This is a genomic window from Pseudomonas sp. Marseille-P9899, assembly GCF_903166565.1.
Taxonomy (GTDB): domain Bacteria; phylum Pseudomonadota; class Gammaproteobacteria; order Pseudomonadales; family Pseudomonadaceae; genus Aquipseudomonas; species Aquipseudomonas huaxiensis.
This window is the reverse complement of the sequence record NZ_CAESCG010000005.1, coordinates 404,514-425,178: the sequence shown is the minus strand read 5'-3', so window position 1 is coordinate 425,178 and position 20,665 is coordinate 404,514. Positions and strand designations below refer to the sequence as shown.

21 protein-coding genes are annotated in these 20,665 nt (G+C 58.1%); all 21 read left to right on the top strand.

Features of this window, described 5'->3' with window-relative positions; translation table 11 throughout:
• The first annotated feature begins 364 nt into the window (after positions 1 to 364).
• The 21 genes from rpmH (at position 365) to glmS (ending at position 20,602) form a co-directional block, all read left to right on the top strand.
• Positions 365 to 499 (top strand): 50S ribosomal protein L34, encoded by a 135-nt coding sequence (gene rpmH / locus HWV67_RS24390; RefSeq protein ID WP_002551315.1) that lies wholly within the window; start codon positions 365 to 367, stop codon positions 497 to 499.
• 13 nt (positions 500 to 512) lie between these two features.
• Positions 513 to 917, top strand: coding sequence for a ribonuclease P protein component (gene rnpA / locus HWV67_RS24385; RefSeq protein WP_218241378.1), 405 nt, complete (start codon positions 513 to 515; stop codon positions 915 to 917).
• Positions 910 to 1,155 (top strand): membrane protein insertion efficiency factor YidD, encoded by a 246-nt coding sequence (gene yidD, locus HWV67_RS24380; protein WP_095159116.1) that lies wholly within the window; start codon positions 910 to 912, stop codon positions 1,153 to 1,155. The genes rnpA and yidD overlap by 8 nt, the downstream gene beginning before the upstream one ends.
• A gap of 2 nt (positions 1,156 to 1,157) precedes the next feature.
• The gene (gene yidC, locus HWV67_RS24375; protein ID WP_095159117.1) at positions 1,158 to 2,837 is read left to right on the top strand and encodes a membrane protein insertase YidC; all 1,680 of its coding nucleotides are present in this window, start codon (positions 1,158 to 1,160) and stop codon (positions 2,835 to 2,837) included.
• Between the two features lie 84 nt (positions 2,838 to 2,921).
• A complete protein-coding gene (gene mnmE / locus HWV67_RS24370) occupies positions 2,922 to 4,292 on the top strand; it encodes a tRNA uridine-5-carboxymethylaminomethyl(34) synthesis GTPase MnmE (RefSeq protein ID WP_175653104.1) in 1,371 nt (456 codons plus the stop codon).
• 518 nt (positions 4,293 to 4,810) lie between these two features.
• A complete protein-coding gene (mnmG, locus tag HWV67_RS24365; protein ID WP_175653103.1) occupies positions 4,811 to 6,703 on the top strand; it encodes a tRNA uridine-5-carboxymethylaminomethyl(34) synthesis enzyme MnmG in 1,893 nt (630 codons plus the stop codon).
• Positions 6,700 to 7,344 carry a 16S rRNA (guanine(527)-N(7))-methyltransferase RsmG gene (gene rsmG, locus HWV67_RS24360; RefSeq protein WP_175653102.1) on the top strand — a complete coding sequence of 215 codons (645 nt, stop codon included), beginning with the start codon at positions 6,700 to 6,702 and terminating at the stop codon, positions 7,342 to 7,344. Before mnmG ends, rsmG begins: the two co-directional genes overlap by 4 nt.
• 18 nt (positions 7,345 to 7,362) lie before the next feature.
• Positions 7,363 to 8,154 (top strand): ParA family protein, encoded by a 792-nt coding sequence (locus HWV67_RS24355; RefSeq protein ID WP_095159121.1) that lies wholly within the window; start codon positions 7,363 to 7,365, stop codon positions 8,152 to 8,154.
• Positions 8,155 to 8,163: 9 nt separating this feature from the next.
• Entirely contained in the window at positions 8,164 to 9,036 is an 873-nt protein-coding gene (locus HWV67_RS24350) for a ParB/RepB/Spo0J family partition protein (RefSeq protein ID WP_175653101.1), read from the top strand.
• Positions 9,037 to 9,185: 149 nt separating this feature from the next.
• Positions 9,186 to 9,593 carry a F0F1 ATP synthase subunit I gene (locus HWV67_RS24345; protein ID WP_095159123.1) on the top strand — a complete coding sequence of 136 codons (408 nt, stop codon included), beginning with the start codon at positions 9,186 to 9,188 and terminating at the stop codon, positions 9,591 to 9,593.
• Between the two features lie 16 nt (positions 9,594 to 9,609).
• Positions 9,610 to 10,479: a F0F1 ATP synthase subunit A gene (gene atpB, locus HWV67_RS24340; protein ID WP_175653100.1), complete on the top strand. Its 870-nt coding sequence runs from the start codon at positions 9,610 to 9,612 to the stop codon at positions 10,477 to 10,479.
• Positions 10,480 to 10,624: 145 nt separating this feature from the next.
• The gene (gene atpE, locus HWV67_RS24335) at positions 10,625 to 10,882 is read left to right on the top strand and encodes a F0F1 ATP synthase subunit C (RefSeq protein WP_003097235.1); all 258 of its coding nucleotides are present in this window, start codon (positions 10,625 to 10,627) and stop codon (positions 10,880 to 10,882) included.
• A gap of 57 nt (positions 10,883 to 10,939) precedes the next feature.
• Positions 10,940 to 11,410 carry a F0F1 ATP synthase subunit B gene (locus HWV67_RS24330; RefSeq protein WP_095159125.1) on the top strand — a complete coding sequence of 157 codons (471 nt, stop codon included), beginning with the start codon at positions 10,940 to 10,942 and terminating at the stop codon, positions 11,408 to 11,410.
• 12 nt (positions 11,411 to 11,422) lie between these two features.
• Complete coding sequence (locus tag HWV67_RS24325; protein ID WP_175653099.1) at positions 11,423 to 11,959, top strand: F0F1 ATP synthase subunit delta; 537 nt, start codon at positions 11,423 to 11,425, stop codon at positions 11,957 to 11,959.
• 21 nt (positions 11,960 to 11,980) lie between these two features.
• Entirely contained in the window at positions 11,981 to 13,525 is a 1,545-nt protein-coding gene (gene atpA, locus HWV67_RS24320) for a F0F1 ATP synthase subunit alpha (RefSeq protein ID WP_095159127.1), read from the top strand.
• 50 nt (positions 13,526 to 13,575) lie between these two features.
• Positions 13,576 to 14,436 (top strand): F0F1 ATP synthase subunit gamma, encoded by an 861-nt coding sequence (gene atpG, locus HWV67_RS24315; RefSeq protein WP_095159128.1) that lies wholly within the window; start codon positions 13,576 to 13,578, stop codon positions 14,434 to 14,436.
• Positions 14,437 to 14,463: 27 nt separating this feature from the next.
• Positions 14,464 to 15,840 carry a F0F1 ATP synthase subunit beta gene (atpD, locus tag HWV67_RS24310; RefSeq protein WP_175653098.1) on the top strand — a complete coding sequence of 459 codons (1,377 nt, stop codon included), beginning with the start codon at positions 14,464 to 14,466 and terminating at the stop codon, positions 15,838 to 15,840.
• Positions 15,841 to 15,884: 44 nt separating this feature from the next.
• Positions 15,885 to 16,301: a F0F1 ATP synthase subunit epsilon gene (locus HWV67_RS24305; protein ID WP_095159130.1), complete on the top strand. Its 417-nt coding sequence runs from the start codon at positions 15,885 to 15,887 to the stop codon at positions 16,299 to 16,301.
• Positions 16,302 to 16,424: 123 nt separating this feature from the next.
• Entirely contained in the window at positions 16,425 to 17,792 is a 1,368-nt protein-coding gene (gene glmU, locus HWV67_RS24300) for a bifunctional UDP-N-acetylglucosamine diphosphorylase/glucosamine-1-phosphate N-acetyltransferase GlmU (RefSeq protein WP_175653097.1), read from the top strand.
• 194 nt (positions 17,793 to 17,986) lie between these two features.
• A complete protein-coding gene (locus tag HWV67_RS24295; RefSeq protein ID WP_175653096.1) occupies positions 17,987 to 18,763 on the top strand; it encodes a DeoR/GlpR family DNA-binding transcription regulator in 777 nt (258 codons plus the stop codon).
• A gap of 3 nt (positions 18,764 to 18,766) precedes the next feature.
• Positions 18,767 to 20,602 carry a glutamine--fructose-6-phosphate transaminase (isomerizing) gene (glmS, locus tag HWV67_RS24290; RefSeq protein WP_175653095.1) on the top strand — a complete coding sequence of 612 codons (1,836 nt, stop codon included), beginning with the start codon at positions 18,767 to 18,769 and terminating at the stop codon, positions 20,600 to 20,602.
• Positions 20,603 to 20,665 lie beyond the last annotated feature (63 nt).

Sequence of the window (20,665 nt, the reverse complement as noted above, 5' to 3'; positions counted from 1 at the left end):
GATAACTCACTGTTTTATCCACCGCTTTTCCGAGGGTCCGGCACAGCCAGAGCACCGTTTCCCGACAGGGTTTAAGATCTCTGTACAGTACGTGAATAAAGGCCTGTAGCACTTTATCCACAGAAATGCTCTGCATAAGATTTATAAGTTCTACAGAAAAGCTTTAAATACCTCTTCTCTTTTTTTCTATGTTTAATCGCGATGTCCTTCAGTGAGGTGATCTCATGGGAAAGGAACGCGCCGTTTTTTTACCTATAAGGAAACGCTGGTTGGAAATTGACCTACGAGCTTGCTTTCTCTAGAATCGCCGGTCTCTTAAAACGGGGGCCATTCCGGCCCGTTGTCACGAACCAGGTAACACGCCATGAAACGTACTTTCCAACCAAGCACCATCAAGCGCGCTCGCACTCACGGTTTCCGTGCTCGTATGGCCACCAAGAACGGCCGTGCCGTACTGTCCCGCCGTCGTGCCAAAGGCCGTAAGCGCCTGGCAGTTTGATTTTTCGGCATCGGTGGTGAGTCAGGACTTCAGTCGGGAAAAGCGTCTGCTGACCCCTCGACACTTCAAAGCGGTCTTTGACTCTCCATCAGGCAAGGTGCCAGGCAAGAGTCTCTTGCTCCTTGCCCGCGAGAACGGCCTTGATCACCCCCGCCTGGGTTTGGTGATCGGCAAGAAGAGCGTCAAGCTTTCCGTTCAACGCAACCGCTTGAAGCGTTTGATGCGCGATTCGTTTCGCCTTCACCAGGAGATCCTGGTCGGCTGGGACATTGTCATCGTCGCGCGCAAAGGCCTTGGCGATATAGAAAACCCGGAATTGCACCAGCATTTTGGCAAGCTCTGGAAGCGACTCGCTCGTAGTCGGCCCTCTCCAGTGGTCAAGACCGAATCTGTAGGGGTGGACCGTCCAGATGCGTAAACTGGCACTCGTTCCGATCCAGTTTTACCGTTACGCCATCAGCCCATTGATGGCCAGTCATTGCCGTTTCTACCCAAGTTGCTCCTGCTATGCGTACGAAGCCATCGAAAAACATGGTCTCTTGCGTGGCGGGTGGCTGACCGTTCGTCGGCTGGGTCGCTGCCATCCCTGGAATGCCGGCGGCTTTGACCCGGTTCCGCCAGTTCCTTCTTCCCGTACTTCTTCGATAGCCGAGTAATCATGGATATTAAACGCACGATCCTGATCGCCGCCCTGGCAATCGTGTCCTATGTCATGGTCCTCAAGTGGAACCAGGACTACGGCCAGGCTGCCTTGCCGACTCAGAATGTTGCTGCCAACACTGTCGCGCCGTCTCTGTCGGACACCCCGAATGCTGGCAACAGCGCAAGTGCTGATGTTCCGAGCGCCAGCGGCGAATCCAGCCCAGCCGAACTGGCTCCGGTGGTCGTCAGCAAGGACCTGATCCGGGTCAAAACCGATGTTCTCGATCTGGCTATCGACCCAAGCGGTGGTGACATCGCGCAACTGATGCTGCCGAAATACCCGCGCCGTCAGGACCACCCTGAAATTCCGTTCCAGTTGTTCGACAACGGCAACGAGCGTGTTTACCTGGCTCAAAGTGGCCTGACCGGCGTCAATGGCCCGGATGCACGTTCGACTGGTCGCCCGCTGTACGCCACTGAACAGAAAAGTTATCAACTTGCTGATGGCCAGGACCAACTGGTCGTCGACCTGAAATTCAGCGACGCCGGCGTCAACTACATCAAGCGCTTCTCCTTCAAGCGCGGTGAGTACGACCTGACCGTCACTTACCTGATCGATAACCAGAGTGGTCAGCCATGGACCGGTAACCTGTTCGCGCAATTGAAGCGTGACGCCAGTTCCGATCCGTCCTCGTCGACCGCTACCGGCACTGCCACCTACTTGGGCGCTGCCCTGTGGACAAGTTCCGAGCCCTACAAAAAGGTGTCCATGAAGGACATCGACAAGGGTAATTTGAAAGAAAATGTGACCGGTGGTTGGGTCGCCTGGCTGCAGCACTACTTCGTGACCGCATGGATTCCGAAGTCCGGTGAGAACAACATCGTTCAAACCCGCAAAGACAGCCAAGGCAACTACATCATCGGTTTCACTGGCCCAGCGCTGAACGTGGCCACGGGTGCCCAGGCTGAAACCAGCACCATGCTGTACGCCGGTCCGAAGATTCAGGACAAGCTGAAAGCGTTGTCCCCAGGTCTGGAACTGACTGTCGACTACGGCATTCTGTGGTTCATCGCCCAGCCTATCTTCTGGCTGCTGCAACATATCCACAGCCTGCTCGGCAACTGGGGCTGGTCGATCATCGCCCTGACCATGCTGATCAAGCTGCTGTTCTTCCCGCTCTCGGCCGCCAGCTACAAGTCGATGGCGCGCATGCGTGCCGTGGCCCCTAAACTGGCTGCCCTGAAAGAACAGCATGGCGACGACCGGCAGAAAATGTCGCAAGCCATGATGGAGCTGTACAAGAAAGAGAAGATCAACCCGCTGGGCGGCTGCTTGCCGATCCTGGTGCAGATGCCGGTCTTCCTCTCGCTGTACTGGGTACTGCTGGAAAGTGTCGAGATGCGTCAGGCACCGTGGATGTTCTGGATCACCGACCTGTCGATCAAGGATCCGTTCTTCATCCTGCCGATCATCATGGGCGCAACCATGTTCATCCAGCAGCAGCTGAACCCGACTCCGCCGGATCCGATGCAGGCCAAGGTGATGAAGCTGATGCCAATCATCTTCACCTTCTTCTTCCTGTGGTTCCCAGCTGGTCTGGTGCTGTACTGGGTTGTGAACAACTGCTTGTCGATCGCACAGCAGTGGTACATCACCCGCAAAATCGAGGCAGCCACCAAGAAGGCCGCTGCCTGACAGATTAGCCAGCTAATCTGTGGATAAACGCCCCACTCGTGGGGCGTTTTGCTATCTGACGTTTTTGTTTCGAGGCCACCGACCATGAATTCCCGTCGTGAAACCATCACCGCCATCGCTACTGCCCAAGGCCGCGGCGGGGTGGGCATTGTGCGTATTTCCGGGCCCTTGGCCAGCCAGGCCGGCCAAGCGATCACTGGTCGTCAACTGAATCCGCGGCATGCTCATTACGGCCCGTTTCGCAGTGAAGACGGTCTGGTTCTCGACGAAGGCATCGCTTTGTTCTTCCCCGGTCCGAACTCGTTCACCGGCGAGGACGTGCTGGAACTCCAGGGCCATGGCGGTCCGGTCGTGCTGGATATGCTCCTGCAGCGCTGTGTACAACTCGGTTGCCGGCTGGCGCGTCCGGGAGAATTCAGTGAGCGCGCCTTCCTCAACGACAAGCTCGACCTGGCGCAGGCGGAAGCCATCGCCGACCTGATCGAGGCGAGTTCTGCACAGGCTGCGCGCAATGCGCTGCGTTCGTTGCAGGGGGAATTCTCGCGCCGTGTGGATAACCTCACCGAGCGCCTGATCAGCCTGCGAATCTATGTGGAAGCCGCCATCGATTTTCCCGAGGAAGAAATCGACTTTCTCGCCGATGGCCATGTCCTCGGCATGCTTGATCAGGTCCGAGAAGATCTGGCCTTGGTAATGCGTGAAGCCGGGCAGGGCGCTTTGTTGCGCGATGGTATGACGGTTGTGATTGCCGGCCGGCCTAACGCGGGCAAGTCCAGTCTGCTGAACATGCTTGCCGGTCGCGAGGCGGCAATCGTTACCGAGATCGCCGGTACAACCCGGGATATCCTGCGCGAACATATCCACATCGACGGTATGCCGCTGCACGTTGTGGATACTGCTGGCCTGCGTGACACCGAGGACCATGTGGAAAAAATCGGCGTGGAGCGTGCGCTGAAGGCCATTGGAGAGGCCGATCGGGTGCTGTTGGTCGTGGACGCCACTGCTCCTGAGGCCAGCGACCCGTTTGCGTTATGGCCGGAGTTCCTCGATCAGCGGCCGCAGCCTGACAAAGTGACCCTGATTCGTAACAAGGCCGACCTCACGGGCGAGTCGATTGGCATCGAACAGTGTGCGGATGGCCACGTCACGATCACGCTCAGCGCCAAAGCGCCCGATATGGGCCTGGATCTGCTGCGCGAACACCTCAAAGCCTGCATGGGTTATGAACAGCCCGCCGAAAGTGGCTTCAGCGCCCGCCGGCGTCATTTGGAGGCGTTGCGCCAGGCCAGTGCGAGCCTCGAGCACGGTCGCGCGCAATTGACCCTGGCAGGCGCCGGGGAGCTGTTGGCGGAAGATTTGCGTCAGGCCCAGCAGTCTCTGGGTGAAATTACCGGGGCATTCAGCTCCGACGACCTACTGGGTCGAATCTTCTCCAGCTTCTGCATCGGCAAATAAGCCTTCTTATCCACAGACCGGGTCGCATCTGACGGCCCGGCTGTAGCGTCTTTCTGCACCTTTCACTTATCCACTGACGAAGACTCCGGGCTTGCCTGGGGCTTTCGGCTACCCGCTTGTCCACAAAATGCCGGAATAAGCCCTGTGGAAAACCCGCCTTCAGCTCCGTTGATAACTAGGCCTCAAGGCTGGAGATAAATTCGCCTGTGGGTAAATAGCAGTTTAATCCACAGGCTTAAGGCGCTTATCCATAGCCCCCAGGGGTGGTGATGAACAGGGTTTTGAAACGCTGTACATATTGATCTATATGGGCTGTAGAACGTTATCCACAGATAGGTGCTGCACTAAGAATAAACATAAAAACAAAGCTTTTATAAAGTTTTCTTCGTTATTTCTATTGCCGGCCATTCATCCACAGGCTGGTTAGATTTTGTGCAAAAGGTTCCTTTAGGAGGGGGTAAGTCCCTATACTTGCCAGCTATCCCTTTTTTATTCCCGAAACAGGCACGAGGTGCGTGGTGGATTTCCCTTCCCGTTTTGAAGTGATCGTCATCGGCGGCGGCCATGCCGGTACCGAGGCTGCGCTTGCGTCAGCACGTATGGGTGTCAAAACCCTGCTGCTGACCCACAACGTGGAAACCCTCGGGCACATGAGCTGCAACCCGGCTATCGGTGGTATTGGCAAGAGCCACCTGGTCAAGGAAATCGATGCGCTCGGTGGTGCCATGGCACTGGCTACAGACAAGAGCGGCATCCAGTTCCGCGTTCTGAACAACCGCAAGGGCCCGGCCGTACGGGCAACCCGTGCGCAAGCCGACCGCGCGATCTACAAGGCGGTGGTCCGGGAGATTCTCGAGAACCAGCCCAACCTGTGGATATTCCAGCAGTCCTGCGATGACCTCATCGTCGAGCAGGATCAGGTGCGCGGCGTAGTGACCCAGATGGGTCTGCGGTTCTTCGCCGACTCCGTGGTATTGACCACCGGCACCTTCCTTGCGGGACTTATCCACATCGGTCTGCAGAACTATTCCGGTGGTCGGGCCGGTGATCCGCCAGCGATCGCCCTGGCCCATCGCTTACGTGAATTACCGTTACGCGTGGGTCGCCTGAAAACCGGTACTCCGCCACGCATCGATGGACGTTCCGTGGATTTCTCGGTGATGACCGAACAGGCTGGTGATACCCCGATCCCGGTGATGTCGTTCATGGGCTCGAAGGCAATGCACCCGCGGCAGGTCAGTTGCTGGATTACCCACACCAATGAGCGGACCCACGAAATCATCGCGTCCAACCTCGATCGCTCACCGATGTATTCCGGCGTCATCGAGGGCATTGGTCCGCGTTACTGCCCATCGATCGAAGACAAGATCCATCGGTTCGCTGACAAGCAGAGCCATCAGGTCTTCATCGAACCCGAAGGCCTCAACACCCACGAGCTGTATCCGAACGGGATATCCACATCCCTGCCGTTCGATGTGCAGTTGCAGATCGTGCGTTCGATCCGCGGTATGGAGAACGCGCACATCGTTCGCCCGGGCTACGCCATCGAGTACGACTACTTCGATCCGCGCGACCTGAAATACAGTCTGGAAACCAAAGTGATCGGCGGGCTGTTCTTTGCCGGGCAGATCAATGGCACCACGGGCTACGAAGAAGCCGGAGCCCAAGGATTGCTGGCCGGCGCCAACGCCGCGTTGCGTGCGAAAGGTCTGGAAAGCTGGTGTCCGCGTCGCGACGAAGCCTACATCGGCGTATTGGTCGACGACCTGATTACCCTGGGTACCCAGGAGCCGTACCGCATGTTCACGTCTCGCGCCGAGTACCGCCTGATCCTGCGCGAAGACAACGCGGATCTGCGCCTTACCGAAAAAGGCCGCGAACTCGGGCTTGTGGATGACGCACGCTGGGCGGCGTTCACTGCCAAGCGCGAAGGAATCGAGCGTGAAGAACAGCGTCTGAAATCCACCTGGATACGCCCGGGTACCGAGCAGGGCACCGCCGTTGCCGAACGATTCGGCACCCCGCTGAGCCACGAATACAACCTGCTCAACCTGTTGAGCCGCCCGGAAATCGACTATGCCGGCCTCGTGAAAGTGACCGGTGGCAGCGATGTGGACGACCAGGTTGCTGAGCAAATCGAGATCAAAACCAAATACGCCGGTTACATCGACCGGCAACAGGAAGAAATCGCTCGCCTGCGTGCCAGCGAAGACACCCGCCTGCCGGAAGATATCGACTACAGTGGTATTTCCGGGCTATCCAAGGAGATCCAGGGCAAGCTCGGCCAGTCGCGGCCGGAAACCTTGGGCCAGGCTTCGCGTATCCCGGGCGTGACCCCCGCGGCGATTTCCCTGTTGTTGATCCATCTGAAGAAACGCGGCGCTGGCCGCGGTCTGGAGCAAAGCGCTTGAGTTCTATGGTCACCGCAAAACACGCCGATGAGTTGTCCACAGGGGCCCGCCAACTCGGGCTCGAGCTGAGCGAGGCGCAGCAGGAGCAACTGCTGGCCTATCTGGCTTTGTTGATCAAATGGAACAAGGCTTACAACCTCACCGCAGTCCGCGATCCGGATGAGATGGTGTCTCGCCATCTGCTCGACAGCCTCAGCGTGATGTCGTTTATCCACAGCGACCGCTGGCTGGACGTTGGCAGTGGTGGAGGGATGCCGGGGATTCCGCTGGCTATCCTGCATCCGGAGAAGCAGGTCACGGTGCTGGACAGCAATGGCAAGAAAACCCGCTTCCTCACTCAGGTGAAACTGGAGCTGAAGCTGGACAACCTGACAGTTATCCACAAGCGGGCCGAAGAGTTCGAACCTGAGCAGCCATTCACCGGGATCATCTCGCGTGCTTTCAGCAGCATGGAAAATTTCACTAACTGGACGCGGCACCTGGGGGATTCCCAGACACAGTGGCTGGCAATGAAAGGACTGCATCCAGCCGATGAGCTGGTAGCATTGCCGTCAGATTTCGAAGTGGAGAGCGAGCAGGCCTTGACCGTTCCAGGTTGCCAAGGCCAACGCCATCTGCTGATACTGCGCCGCACGGCATGACTGGGAACACAAGCAAGAATGGCTAAGGTATTCGCGATTGCGAACCAAAAAGGGGGCGTGGGTAAAACCACCACCTGTATCAATCTCGCGGCCTCGCTGGTAGCAACCAAGCGTCGCGTGCTGCTGATTGACCTCGATCCACAAGGCAACGCCACCATGGGTAGCGGTGTGGATAAACATGTCCTGGAACATTCGGTCTACGATCTGCTGATCGGCGAGTGCGACCTGGCCCAGGCCATGCACATCTCCGAGCACGGTGGTTATCAACTGCTGCCGGCCAACCGTGACCTGACCGCCGCCGAGGTGGTGCTGCTGGAAATGCAGATGAAGGAAAGCCGCTTGCGCAATGCGCTGGCGCCTATCCGGGAAAGCTACGACTACATCCTCATCGACTGTCCGCCATCGCTGTCGATGCTGACCCTCAATGCCTTGGTCGCCGCTGACGGGGTCATCATCCCGATGCAGTGTGAATACTATGCACTGGAAGGTCTCAGCGACCTTGTGGATAACATCAAGCGCATCGCTGCCCGCCTGAATCCCGAGCTCAAGATCGAAGGCCTGCTGCGGACGATGTATGACCCGCGCCTGAGCCTGAACAACGATGTTTCGGTGCAGCTCAAGGAGCATTTCGGCGAGCAGCTCTACGACACGGTCATTCCTCGCAACATTCGCCTGGCTGAGGCTCCGAGCTTTGGCATGCCGGCGTTGGCCTACGACAAGCAATCCCGAGGCGCCCTGGCTTACCTGGCCCTGGCGGGCGAACTCGTTCGTCGCCAGCGTCGTCAAACTCGCACTGCACAGACAACTTAAGGAATCCGCATGGCCGTTAAGAAACGAGGTCTCGGACGTGGGTTGGATGCACTGTTGAGTGGTCCGACCGTCAGCGCGCTCGAAGAGCAAGCTGTAAAGGTCGACAAGAAAGAACTGCAACACCTGCCGCTGGACCTGATCCAGCGCGGCAAGTACCAGCCACGTCGGGATATGGACCCGCAGGCGCTTGAAGAACTGGCCCAGTCGATCAGAGGCCAGGGCGTCATGCAGCCGATCGTGGTCCGCCCTATCGAGGGTGACCGCTACGAAATCATCGCCGGTGAGCGGCGCTGGCGTGCCAGCCAGCAGGCCGGGCTCGACACTATCCCGGCGATGGTCCGCGATGTGCCGGATGAAGCTGCCATTGCGATGGCGCTGATCGAGAACATCCAGCGTGAAGATCTCAACCCGGTTGAAGAAGCGAATGCGCTGCAACGTCTGCAGACCGAATTCCAGCTGACTCAGCAACAGGTTGCCGATGCTGTGGGCAAGTCGCGGGTCACCGTGGCCAACCTGCTGCGTCTGATCGCCTTGCCGGAAGTCATCAAGACCATGTTGTCCCATGGCGATCTGGAAATGGGGCACGCACGTGCACTGCTCGGATTACCGGAAGAACAGCAGGTTGAAGGGGCGCGACACGTTGTCGCACGCGGGCTGACGGTACGTCAGACCGAAGCGCTGGTTCGCCAGTGGCTCAGTGGCAAACCTGAGCCTGTGGAACCGGCCAAGGCCGATCCGGATATAACCCGTCTGGAACAACGGCTGGCCGAGCGTTTAGGGTCTTCTGTACAGATACGTCATGGCAATAAAGGCAAGGGCCAATTAGTTATTAAGTACAACTCCCTGGATGAGTTGCAGGGCGTCCTTGCTCACATCCGCTGAAACAATTCCCTTTGTAGCGCGTAGTCGGAAATCACTACCCGGCAGTTGAATAGGGGTTAAACCGCCCCTATACTCTGCGCGCATTTTGTCGGCACAAATTATGCCAAGTCATAGTTGACTGGTTGGCCGACTTCAGGGGAGCAGTTTTGATGGAAACCCGCACGCCAAACCGCTTGCCTTTCCATCGCTGGGCGGTTTTCCCGGTACTGCTGGCCCAATGTGTCGTGTTTCTGTTGGCAGCTTTGGCTTTGTGGCAGTGGCGCGGGACAGTCAGCGGATATTCAGGTCTCTGTGGAGGTCTGATCGCCTGGCTACCGAATGTGTATTTCGCCTATAAGGCTTTCCGGTTTACCGGGGCCCGGGCAGCGCAAGCCATCGTCAAGTCGTTTTACGCAGGCGAGGCAGGCAAATTGATTTTGACGGCGGTGCTGTTCGCACTGACGTTCGCAGGAGTGAAGCCATTGGCGCCATTAGCAGTATTCGGCGTCTTCTTGCTGACCCAACTGGTCAGCTGGTTCGCGCCCCTGCTGATGAAAACAAGACTTTCGAGACCTTAGGGCGTTTGAGGCAAACATGGCAGCAGAAACCGCTTCGGGCTATATCCAGCACCACTTGCAGAACCTGACCTTCGGTCAACTACCAGATGGCGGTTGGGGCTTTGCCCATTCCGCAGCAGAAGCCAAGGCAATGGGCTTCTGGGCGTTCCATGCGGACACCCTGGGTTGGTCGTTCGGTCTGGGCCTGATCTTCATTCTTCTTTTCCGCGCGGCGGCGAAAAAAGCGACCTCCGGCCTGCCCGGCGGTCTGCAGAACTTCGTTGAAGTGCTGGTCGAGTTCGTCAACGGCAGCGTGAAGGACTCCTTCCACGGCCGCAGCCCGGTCATCGCACCGCTGGCACTGACCATCTTCGTCTGGGTCTTCATGATGAACGCCGTCGACCTGATTCCGGTCGACTGGATTCCTCAGTTGGCGATCTGGATCTCGGGTGATCCGCACATTCCGTTCCGTGCCGTATCCACCACCGACCCGAACGCCACGCTGGCCATGGCAATCTGTGTGTTCGCGCTGATCATTTTCTACAGCATCAAGGTCAAGGGCCTGGGCGGCTTCCTCGGTGAACTGACCCTGCACCCGTTCGGTAGCAAGAACATCTTCGTGCAGATCCTGCTGATTCCGGTCAACTTCCTGCTCGAGTTCGTGACCCTGATCGCCAAGCCGATCTCGCTGGCTCTGCGTCTGTTCGGCAACATGTACGCCGGCGAGCTGGTGTTCATCCTGATTGCCGTGATGTTCGGCTCCGGCCTGCTGTGGCTGAGCGGTCTGGGTATCGTGCTGCAATGGGCGTGGGCTGTGTTCCACATCCTGATCATCACGCTGCAAGCATTCATCTTCATGATGCTCACCATCGTCTACCTTTCGATGGCGCACGAAGATAACCATTAAGACCGCCTGGCGTGTCTGATGATCCTCCCGTCGGTACGAGGGAGGGTCGAAAAAGTCCGCAAGGGCACCGTTGTACCAAACGATTTTGTTTTACCGCTTCAAACTAAAAAACCTAACCAATACGACGTAAAAGTCGGGAGGAAAGATGGAAACTGTAGTTGGTCTTACCGCTATCGCTGTTGCTCTGCTGATCGGCCTGGGTGCTCTGGGTACCGCCATTGGTTTCGGCCTGCTGGGCGGCAAGTTCCTGGAAGGCGCTGCTCGCCAGCCAGAGATGGTTCCAATGCTCCAAGTTAAAATGTTCATCGTTGCCGGTCTGCTCGACGCCGTAACCATGATCGGTGTTGGTATCGCACTGTTCTTCACCTTCGCGAACCCCTTCGTTGGTCAAATCGCAGGCTAATCACTCGATCATTCGAGTGGATTGGTGTGATAGACGAAGAACGAGCGAGGTGTTGGCGTGAATATTAATGCAACCCTGATTGGTCAGTCCCTTGCGTTCTTGATTTTCGTGGTGTTCTGCATGAAGTTTGTATGGCCTCCGGTCATTGCAGCTCTGCAAGAACGTCAAAAGAAGATCGCGGACGGACTGGACGCTGCCAACCGAGCAGCTCGCGACCTGGAGCTGGCCCAAGATAAAGCGGGTCAGCAACTGCGCGAAGCTAAAGCTCAGGCAGCCGAAATCATTGAGCAAGCCAAGAAGCGCGGTGCTCAGATCGTCGAGGAAGCCCGTGATCAGGCCCGCGTCGAAGCTGACCGTGTGAAGGCTCAGGCTCAGGCCGAGATCGAACAGGAAATTAACAGCGTCAAAGACGCGCTGCGCGCCCAAGTGGGTAGCCTGGCCGTTAACGGTGCTGAAAAGATCCTTGGCGCCACAATCGATCAAAACGCGCATGCGGAGCTGGTTAACAAACTGGCCGCTGAAATTTAAGCGAGGGCGATCATGGCAGAACTGACCACGTTGGCCCGACCTTACGCTAAGGCTGCCTTTGAGCACGCCCAGGCCCATCAGCAACTGGCCAATTGGTCAGCCATGCTCGGCCTGGCTGCTGCAGTGTCGGAAGACGACACGATGCAGCGCCTGCTCAAGGCCCCGCGACTGACGAGCGCACAAAAGGCCGCCACGTTCATTGACGTGTGCGGTGACAAGTTCAATGCACAGGCACAGAATTTCATTCATGTTGCCGCGGAAAACGACCGTCTCCAGCTGTTGCCGGAGATTTCGGCTCTGTTCGATCTGTACAAGGCCGAACAAGAGAAATCCGTGGACGTGGAAGTCACCAGTGCTTTTGCATTGAACCAAGAACAGCAAGACAAACTCGCCAAGGTTCTCAGTGCACGGCTCAGCCGGGAAGTGCGCCTGCATGCGACGGAGGATGCCTCCCTTATCGGTGGTGTCGTGATCCGCGCAGGCGACCTGGTAATCGATGGCTCGGTTCGCGGAAAAATCGCGAAACTGGCCGAAGCATTGAAATCTTGAGTTTGAAGGGGCAGCAGAGCAATGCAGCAACTCAATCCTTCCGAAATTAGTGAAATCATCAAGGGCCGCATCGAGAATCTCGATGTAGCCTCCCAAGCCCGCAACGAAGGTACTGTCGTCAGCGTTTCTGACGGCATCGTGCGGATTCACGGTCTGGCCGACGTTATGTACGGCGAAATGATCGAGTTTCCAGGCGGCGTCTACGGTATGGCCCTCAACCTGGAGCAAGACTCCGTTGGTGCGGTAGTACTGGGCGCTTACGACACCCTCGCTGAAGGCATGAGCGCCAAGTGCACCGGCCGCATCCTGGAAGTTCCTGTTGGTAAGGAACTGCTGGGTCGCGTCGTTGACGCACTGGGCAACCCAATCGACGGCAAAGGCCCGCTGGGCAACACCGAGACCGACGCGGTCGAGAAAGTTGCTCCGGGCGTTATCTGGCGTAAGTCGGTAGACCAGCCTGTACAGACTGGCTACAAATCCGTCGACGCCATGATCCCTGTCGGCCGTGGCCAGCGCGAGCTGATCATCGGTGACCGTCAGATCGGTAAGACCGCCATGGCGATCGACGCCATCATCAACCAGAAAGACTCCGGTATTTTCTGCGTTTATGTTGCCGTTGGCCAAAAGCGTTCCACCGTTGCCAACATCGTTCGCAAGCTGGAAGAAAACGGCGCCCTGGCCAACACCATCGTGGTGGTTGCCAGTGCTTCGGAATCCGCCGCACTGCAATTCCTGGCGCCATACGCCGGTTGCACCATGGGCGAGTTCTTCCGCGACCGCGGTGAAGACGCACTGATCGTTTACGACGACCTGTCCAAGCAAGCCGTTGCCTACCGTCAGATCTCCCTGCTGCTGCGCCGTCCACCAGGACGTGAAGCGTACCCAGGTGACGTGTTCTATCTCCACTCCCGTCTGCTGGAGCGTGCTTCGCGCGTTTCCGAAGAGTACGTCGAGAAGTTCACCAACGGCGCTGTAACTGGCAAGACCGGTTCCCTGACCGCACTGCCGATCATCGAAACCCAGGCTGGCGACGTTTCCGCGTTCGTTCCGACCAACGTGATTTCCATCACCGACGGTCAGATCTTCCTGGAATCGGCCATGTTCAACTCGGGCATCCGCCCTGCAGTTAACGCCGGTGTTTCGGTATCCCGTGTGGGTGGTGCCGCTCAGACCAAGATCATCAAGAAGCTGTCCGGTGGCATCCGTACCGCTCTGGCTCAGTACCGTGAACTGGCGGCATTCGCCCAGTTCGCCTCTGACCTGGACGAAGCTACCCGTAAGCAACTCGAGCACGGTCAACGTGTTACCGAGCTGATGAAGCAGAAGCAATACGCTCCTATGTCCATTGCTGACATGGCGCTGTCGCTGTATGCCGCTGAGCGTGGGTTCCTGACCGACGTTGAAATCGCCAAGATCGGTAGCTTCGAACAAGCCCTGATCGCTTACTTCAACCGTGATCACGCCGAACTGATGGCGAAGATCAACGTGAAGGGTGACTTCAACGACGAAATCGACGCTGGCATCAAAGCCGGTATCGAGAAGTTCAAGGCCACCCAAACCTGGTAAGCCGCAGCGGGGGCTTTGCAGCCCCCGCTTGCTAACCTGATAGGTGTTACATGGCAGGCGCAAAAGAGATTCGCAGTAAGATTGCGAGCATCAAAAGCACGCAAAAAATTACCAGCGCCATGGAAAAAGTGGCGGTCAGCAAAATGCGCAAGGCTCAAATGCGCATGGCTGCTAGCCGTCCTTACGCGGAGCGCATCCGCCAGGTGATTGGTCATCTGGCCAACGCCAACCCGGAATACCGCCACCCGTTCATGATCGACCGCCCTGTAAAGCGCGCCGGTTATGTCGTAGTGAGCAGTGACCGTGGTCTGTGCGGCGGCTTGAACACCAACCTGTTCAAGGCCCTGGTCAAGGACATGGCGGTAAACCGCGAACAAGGCGTCGAGATCGATCTGTGCGTGGTCGGCAGCAAAGGTGCGGCATTCTTCCGTAGCTTCGGCGGTAACGTTGTTGCTGCGATCAGCCACCTGGGCGAAGAGCCGTCGATCAACGATCTGATCGGTAGCGTCAAAGTCATGCTGGACGCTTACCTGGACGGCCGTATCGATCGTCTGTCCGTGGTATCGAACAAGTTCATCAATACCATGACGCAACAGCCAACGGTCGAGCAGTTGATTCCGTTGGTGGCAACCCCGGATCAAGAACTCAAGCACCACTGGGACTACCTCTACGAACCTGACGCCAAAGAGCTGCTGGACGGCTTGATGGTGCGTTACGTGGAGTCGCAGGTCTACCAGGCGGTGGTCGAGAACAACGCGGCTGAACAAGCTGCCCGGATGATCGCGATGAAGAACGCCACCGACAACGCCGGTGATCTGATCAGCGAATTGCAGCTGATCTACAACAAGGCGCGTCAGGCTGCGATCACCCAAGAGATCTCGGAAATCGTCGGCGGCGCTGCCGCGGTTTAACGGTTCAAATATTCAGAGGATCCAGCTATGAGTAGCGGACGTATCGTTCAAATCATCGGCGCCGTCATCGACGTGGAATTCCCACGTGACAGCGTTCCGAGTGTGTATAACGCACTGAAAGTACAAGGCGCAGAAACTACCCTGGAAGTTCAGCAGCAGCTGGGCGACGGCGTGGTTCGTACCATTGCGATGGGTTCGACCGAAGGCTTGAAGCGCGGTCTGGACGTTGTCGACACCAAGGCAGCCATCTCCGTACCGGTCGGTAAAGCGACCCTGGGCCGGATCATGGACGTCCTGGGCAACCCGATCGACGAAGCTGGTCCGATCGGCGAAGAAGAGCGTTGGGGCATTCACCGTCCTGCGCCTTCCTTCGCTGACCAGGCAGGCGGCAACGACCTGCTGGAAACCGGCATCAAGGTTATCGACCTGGTTTGCCCGTTCGCCAAGGGTGGTAAGGTTGGTCTGTTCGGTGGTGCCGGTGTAGGCAAAACCGTAAACATGATGGAACTGATCCGTAACATCGCCATCGAGCACAGCGGTTATTCCGTGTTCGCCGGTGTGGGTGAGCGTACTCGTGAGGGTAACGACTTCTACCACGAGATGAAGGACTCCAACGTTCTCGACAAAGTAGCCTTGGTCTACGGTCAGATGAACGAGCCACCAGGAAACCGTCTGCGTGTAGCGCTGACCGGCCTGACCATGGCTGAGAAGTTCCGTGACGAAGGTAACGACGTTCTGCTGTTCGTCGACAACATCTATCGTTACACCCTGGCCGGTACTGAAGTATCCGCACTGCTGGGCCGTATGCCTTCCGCAGTAGGTTACCAGCCGACCCTGGCTGAAGAGATGGGCGTTCTGCAAGAACGTATCACTTCGACCAAGGAAGGTTCGATCACCTCGATCCAAGCGGTATACGTACCTGCGGACGACTTGACCGACCCGTCGCCAGCGACCACCTTCGCCCACTTGGACGCCACCGTCGTACTGTCCCGTGACATCGCTTCCCTGGGTATCTACCCAGCGGTCGATCCACTGGACTCGACTTCGCGCCAGTTGGACCCGAACGTCATCGGCAACGAGCACTACGACACCGCCCGCGGCGTCCAGTACGTGCTGCAGCGCTACAAAGAGCTGAAAGACATCATCGCGATCCTGGGTATGGACGAACTGTCCGAAACCGACAAGCAGCTGGTATCCCGTGCTCGTAAGATCCAGCGCTTCCTGTCCCAGCCGTTCTTCGTGGCAGAAGTCTTCACTGGTTCCCCAGGTAAATACGTTTCCCTGAAAGACACCATTGCTGGCTTCAGCGGCATCCTCAAAGGTGACTACGACCACCTGCCAGAACAAGCGTTCTACATGGTCGGCAGCATCGAAGAAGCGGTCGAGAAAGCCAAGAAACTGTAATCCCGGCGCCCCGAAAGGGGCGCTAATCAGGTCGAGGCAAGCAAATGGCTATGACAGTCCATTGCGATATCGTCAGCGCGGAAGGAGAAATCTTCTCCGGTCTGGTCGAGATGGTGGTTGCGCACGGTAACCTGGGTGATCTTGGTATCGCTCCAGGCCACGCGCCGCTGATCACCAATCTCAAGCCGGGTCCGATCACGCTGACCAAGCAGGGCGGCTCCCAGGAAGTGTTTTACATCTCTGGTGGCTTCCTTGAGGTCCAGCCGAACATGGTCAAGGTTCTCGCCGACACCGTGCAACGCGCTGCAGACCTGGATGAAGCTCAGGCGCAGGAAGCCCTCAAGGCTGCCGAAAATGCCCTGAACAGCAAAGGCGCAGATTTCGATTACAGCGCCGCTGCTGCACGTCTGGCCGAGGCCGCAGCCCAGCTGCGTACCGTCCAGCAAATGCGCAAGAAGTAATACGGCGCTTGCCGATCACTTCTGACGCAATTGAGTTAAAGGGTAGCCTCGGCTACCCTTTTTCTTTTTCCGAATTATTCCCCCCGGTCACATCGCTGATCACCCAGGATTGGTAGCCAGTCAATGTCTCTCGATATCGTTATTCTCGCCGCAGGCCAAGGCACCCGCATGCGTTCCGCATTGCCGAAGGTGCTGCACCCGGTCGCCGGCGACTCCATGCTCGGCCACGTTATCCACAGCGCGCGCCAGTTGCAGCCGCAGGGCATCCACGTCGTCATCGGTCATGGTGCAGAGCTGGTCCGTGAGCGCCTCGCTGCGGAGGATCTGAATTTCGTTCTCCAGGATAAGCAACTGGGTACTGGCCATGCGGTCGCTCAGGCACTGCCAGCGCTGAGCGCCGACACCGTGTTGATTCTGTACGGTGACGTGCCGCTGATCGAAGTGGAAACCCTCAATCGCCTGTTGGCAAAGGTCAACGAGCAGCAACTCGGCTTGCTGACCGTCACCCTGCAGGACCCGACCGGCTATGGCCGCATCGTGCGCGACGCCGAAGGTAAGGTCGCGGCGATTGTCGAGCACAAGGATGCCAGCGATGCGCAGAAAGCCATTCGCGAAGGCAACACCGGTATTCTCGCCGTCCCGGGCGCCCGCCTGACCGAGTGGTTGGGCCGCCTGTCCAACGACAATGCCCAGGGCGAGTACTACCTGACCGATGTGATCGCCATGGCTGTAGCCGATGGCCTGGTGGTCGCTACCGAGCAGCCGCTGGACCCGATGGAAGTGCAGGGCGCCAATGATCGCCGGCAATTGGCCGAGCTGGAGCGTCATTACCAGTTCCGCGAAGCTCGCCGCCTGATGGCTCTTGGCGTCACCCTGCGTGACCCGGCGCGCTTCGATGTGCGCGGTGAAGTCAGTGTCGGCCGCGATGTACTCATCGATATCAACGTGGTTCTGGAAGGCCGCGTGGTGATCGAGGATGACGTCCAGATCGGGCCGAATTGCGTGATCAAGAACAGCACCCTGCGCAAGGGCGTTGTCATCAAGGCAAACAGCCATATCGAAGGCGCCGTGCTGGGTGAGGGCAGCGATGCCGGCCCGTTCGCACGTCTGCGTCCGGGCACCGTGCTGGAAGCCCGTGCCCATGTGGGTAACTTTGTCGAACTGAAGAACGCTCATCTGGGCGAGGGCGCCAAGGCCGGTCACCTGACTTACCTGGGTGACGCGGAAATCGGTGCCCGTACCAACATCGGCGCCGGCACCATCACCTGCAACTATGACGGTGCCAACAAGTTCAAGACCGTGCTGGGCGAGGACGTGTTCATCGGTTCGAACAACTCGCTAGTTGCCCCTGTGGACATCAAGGACGGCGCGACTACCGCTGCCGGTTCGACCATCACCCAGAACGTAGAGCCTTCGCAGTTGGCGGTGGGCCGGGCTCGTCAGAAAAATATCGATGGCTGGAAGCGGCCGGAGAAGATCAAGAAGAGCTGAGTTATTCACAGCTGAACAAAAGGCCGACCTGCATTGTGCATAAGTCGGCCTTTTTCATTTCAGGCGCACCCTGTGGATAATCGGCCCCGCCAATACTGTTATCCACATCACTTTTTTCAACATCTGCCTTGACCAAAACAGCGCATTAGGTTTTGATTGGCACCGTTATCTTTCGAAACGAAACTTACCAGCCAATGTCGAAACGAAATACGCCCCAACGCCGGCACAACATTCTCGCTTTGCTCAATGAAAAGGGCGAGGTGAGTGTGGATGAGCTGGCCAAGCGTTTCGAAACTTCCGAAGTCACCATTCGCAAGGATCTGGCGGCGCTCGAAACCAACGGTCTGCTGTTGCGTCGCTATGGCGGCGCGGTGACCATGCCGCAAGAGCTGATTGCCGATCAGACCCAACCTGTCTCCTTGTATAAGCAGGCCATCGCCCGTGCTGCGGTGGCGCGAATTCGTGAGCATGCGCGAATCATCATCGACAGTGGCAGCACTACCGCGGCGATGATTCCTGAACTGGGTCTCCAGCCCGGTCTGGTGGTGATGACCAATTCCCTGAATGTGGCCCGCGCACTGAGCGAGCTCGAGCATGAACCGGTGCTGTTGATGACCGGCGGGACCTGGGATCCGCACTCCGAGTCGTTCCAGGGCCAGGTTGCCGAGCAGGTGCTACGTTCCTACGATTTCGACCAGTTGTTTATCGGCGCCGATGGCATCGATCTTGTTCGTGGCACCACCACGTTCAATGAGTTGTTGGGGCTGAGCCGGGTCATGGCCGAGGTCGCCCGGGAAGTGATCGTGATGGTCGAGTCGGACAAGGTCGGGCGCAAGATTCCCAACCTTGAGCTGCCGTGGAGCAGCGTGAACACCCTTATTACTGATGAACGCCTGCCCGGTGAGGCACGCGAACACATTGAAGCCCGTGGCATAAACGTGATTTGTGCCGCTATCAGCCAGGAGCATTAATTTATGTGTGGAATTGTTGGCGCCGTCGCCGAACGCAATATCACCGCCATTCTGATTGAAGGCCTGAAACGTCTCGAGTACCGCGGCTATGACAGCGCAGGTCTTGCTGTCTTCACCCAGCAAGGAACCCTCGAACGTCGCCGCCGTATCGGCAAGGTCAGCGAACTGCAGGCTGCCGTCGCCGCCGAGCCGCTGGTTGGCCAACTGGGCATTGCCCACACCCGATGGGCCACCCATGGCGCACCGACCGAACACAACGCCCACCCGCATTTCTCCGGGCATGAGCTGGCGGTGGTGCACAACGGCATCATCGAGAACCACGAAGCCCTGCGCGAGCAGCTCAAAGCACTCGGTTACGTGTTCAGTTCCGAAACCGACACCGAAGTGATCGTGCACCTGCTGCACCACACCCTGAAAACCATCCCGGACCTGACCGATGCGCTCAAGGCCACGGTCAAGCAGTTGCACGGTGCTTATGGCCTGGCGGTGATCAGCGCTAAACAGCCTGACCGTCTGCTGGCCGCTCGCAGTGGCAGCCCGCTGGTGATTGGCCTGGGTCTTGGCGAAAACTTCCTGGCGTCTGACCAATTGGCGCTGCGTCAGGTCACCGACCGCTTCATGTACCTGGAAGAAGGTGATATCGCCGAGATCCGTCGTGAGCAGGTGAGCATCTGGGACGCCAGCGGCGCGCCAGTGCAACGTGAGACCGTGCAATACCACGAAGGTGCGGAAGCCGCGGACAAGGGCGAGTACCGCCACTTCATGCTCAAGGAAATCCATGAGCAGCCTGCCGTAGTCCAGCGCACCTTGGAAGGCCGTCTGGGTAGCGACCATGTGCTGGTTCAGGCGTTTGGTCCGAAAGCCGCCGAGCTGTTCGCCAAAGTACGCAACGTGCAAATCGTCGCCTGCGGTACCAGCTACCACGCCGGTATGGTCGCCCGTTACTGGCTGGAAGAATTGGCCGGCATCCCGTGTCAGGTCGAAGTAGCCAGCGAGTTCCGCTACCGCAAGGTGGTGGTGCAGCCTGACACCCTGTTCGTGTCGATTTCCCAGTCGGGCGAAACGGCCGACACCCTGGCCGCCCTGCGTAACGCCAAGGAGCTGGGCTTCCTCGGCAGCCTGGCCATCTGCAACGTCGGCATCAGCTCGCTGGTGCGCGAGTCGGACCTGACCCTGCTGACCCTGGCCGGCCCGGAAATCGGCGTGGCTTCCACCAAGGCCTTCACCACTCAACTGGTTTCGCTGATGCTGCTGACCCTGTCCCTGGGCCAGGTGCGTGGCACCTTGGCGGCGGGCGTAGAGGCTGAGCTGGTCGAGCAACTGCGTCGCCTGCCGGTTCGCCTGGGCGAGGCGCTGGCGATGGACGCCACCGTGGAGAAGATCTCCGAGCTGTTCGCCGACAAGCACCACACCCTGTTCCTCGGTCGTGGCGCGCAGTTCCCGGTAGCGATGGAAGGCGCGCTCAAGCTCAAGGAAATCTCCTACATCCACGCCGAAGCCTATCCGGCGGGTGAGCTCAAGCATGGTCCGTTGGCCCTTGTGGATAACGACATGCCAGTCGTTACCGTGGCGCCGAACAACGAACTGCTGGAGAAGCTCAAGTCCAACCTGCAGGAAGTGCGTGCCCGTGGTGGTCAGTTGGTCGTGTTCGCTGACGAGCAGGCCGGCATGAGCAATGGCGAAGGCACCCACGTCATCGCCATGCCGCACATCGCCGATGCGCTGGCGCCGATCCTCTACACCATTCCGCTGCAGTTGCTGTCGTACTACGTCGCCGTGCTCAAAGGCACCGACGTCGACCAGCCGCGCAACCTGGCCAAATCGGTTACGGTTGAGTAAGCGAAAGCACGTGTAATATCAGGCAAGGGAGCGTCTTTCGTACGCTCCCTTCGCTTTTTTCCT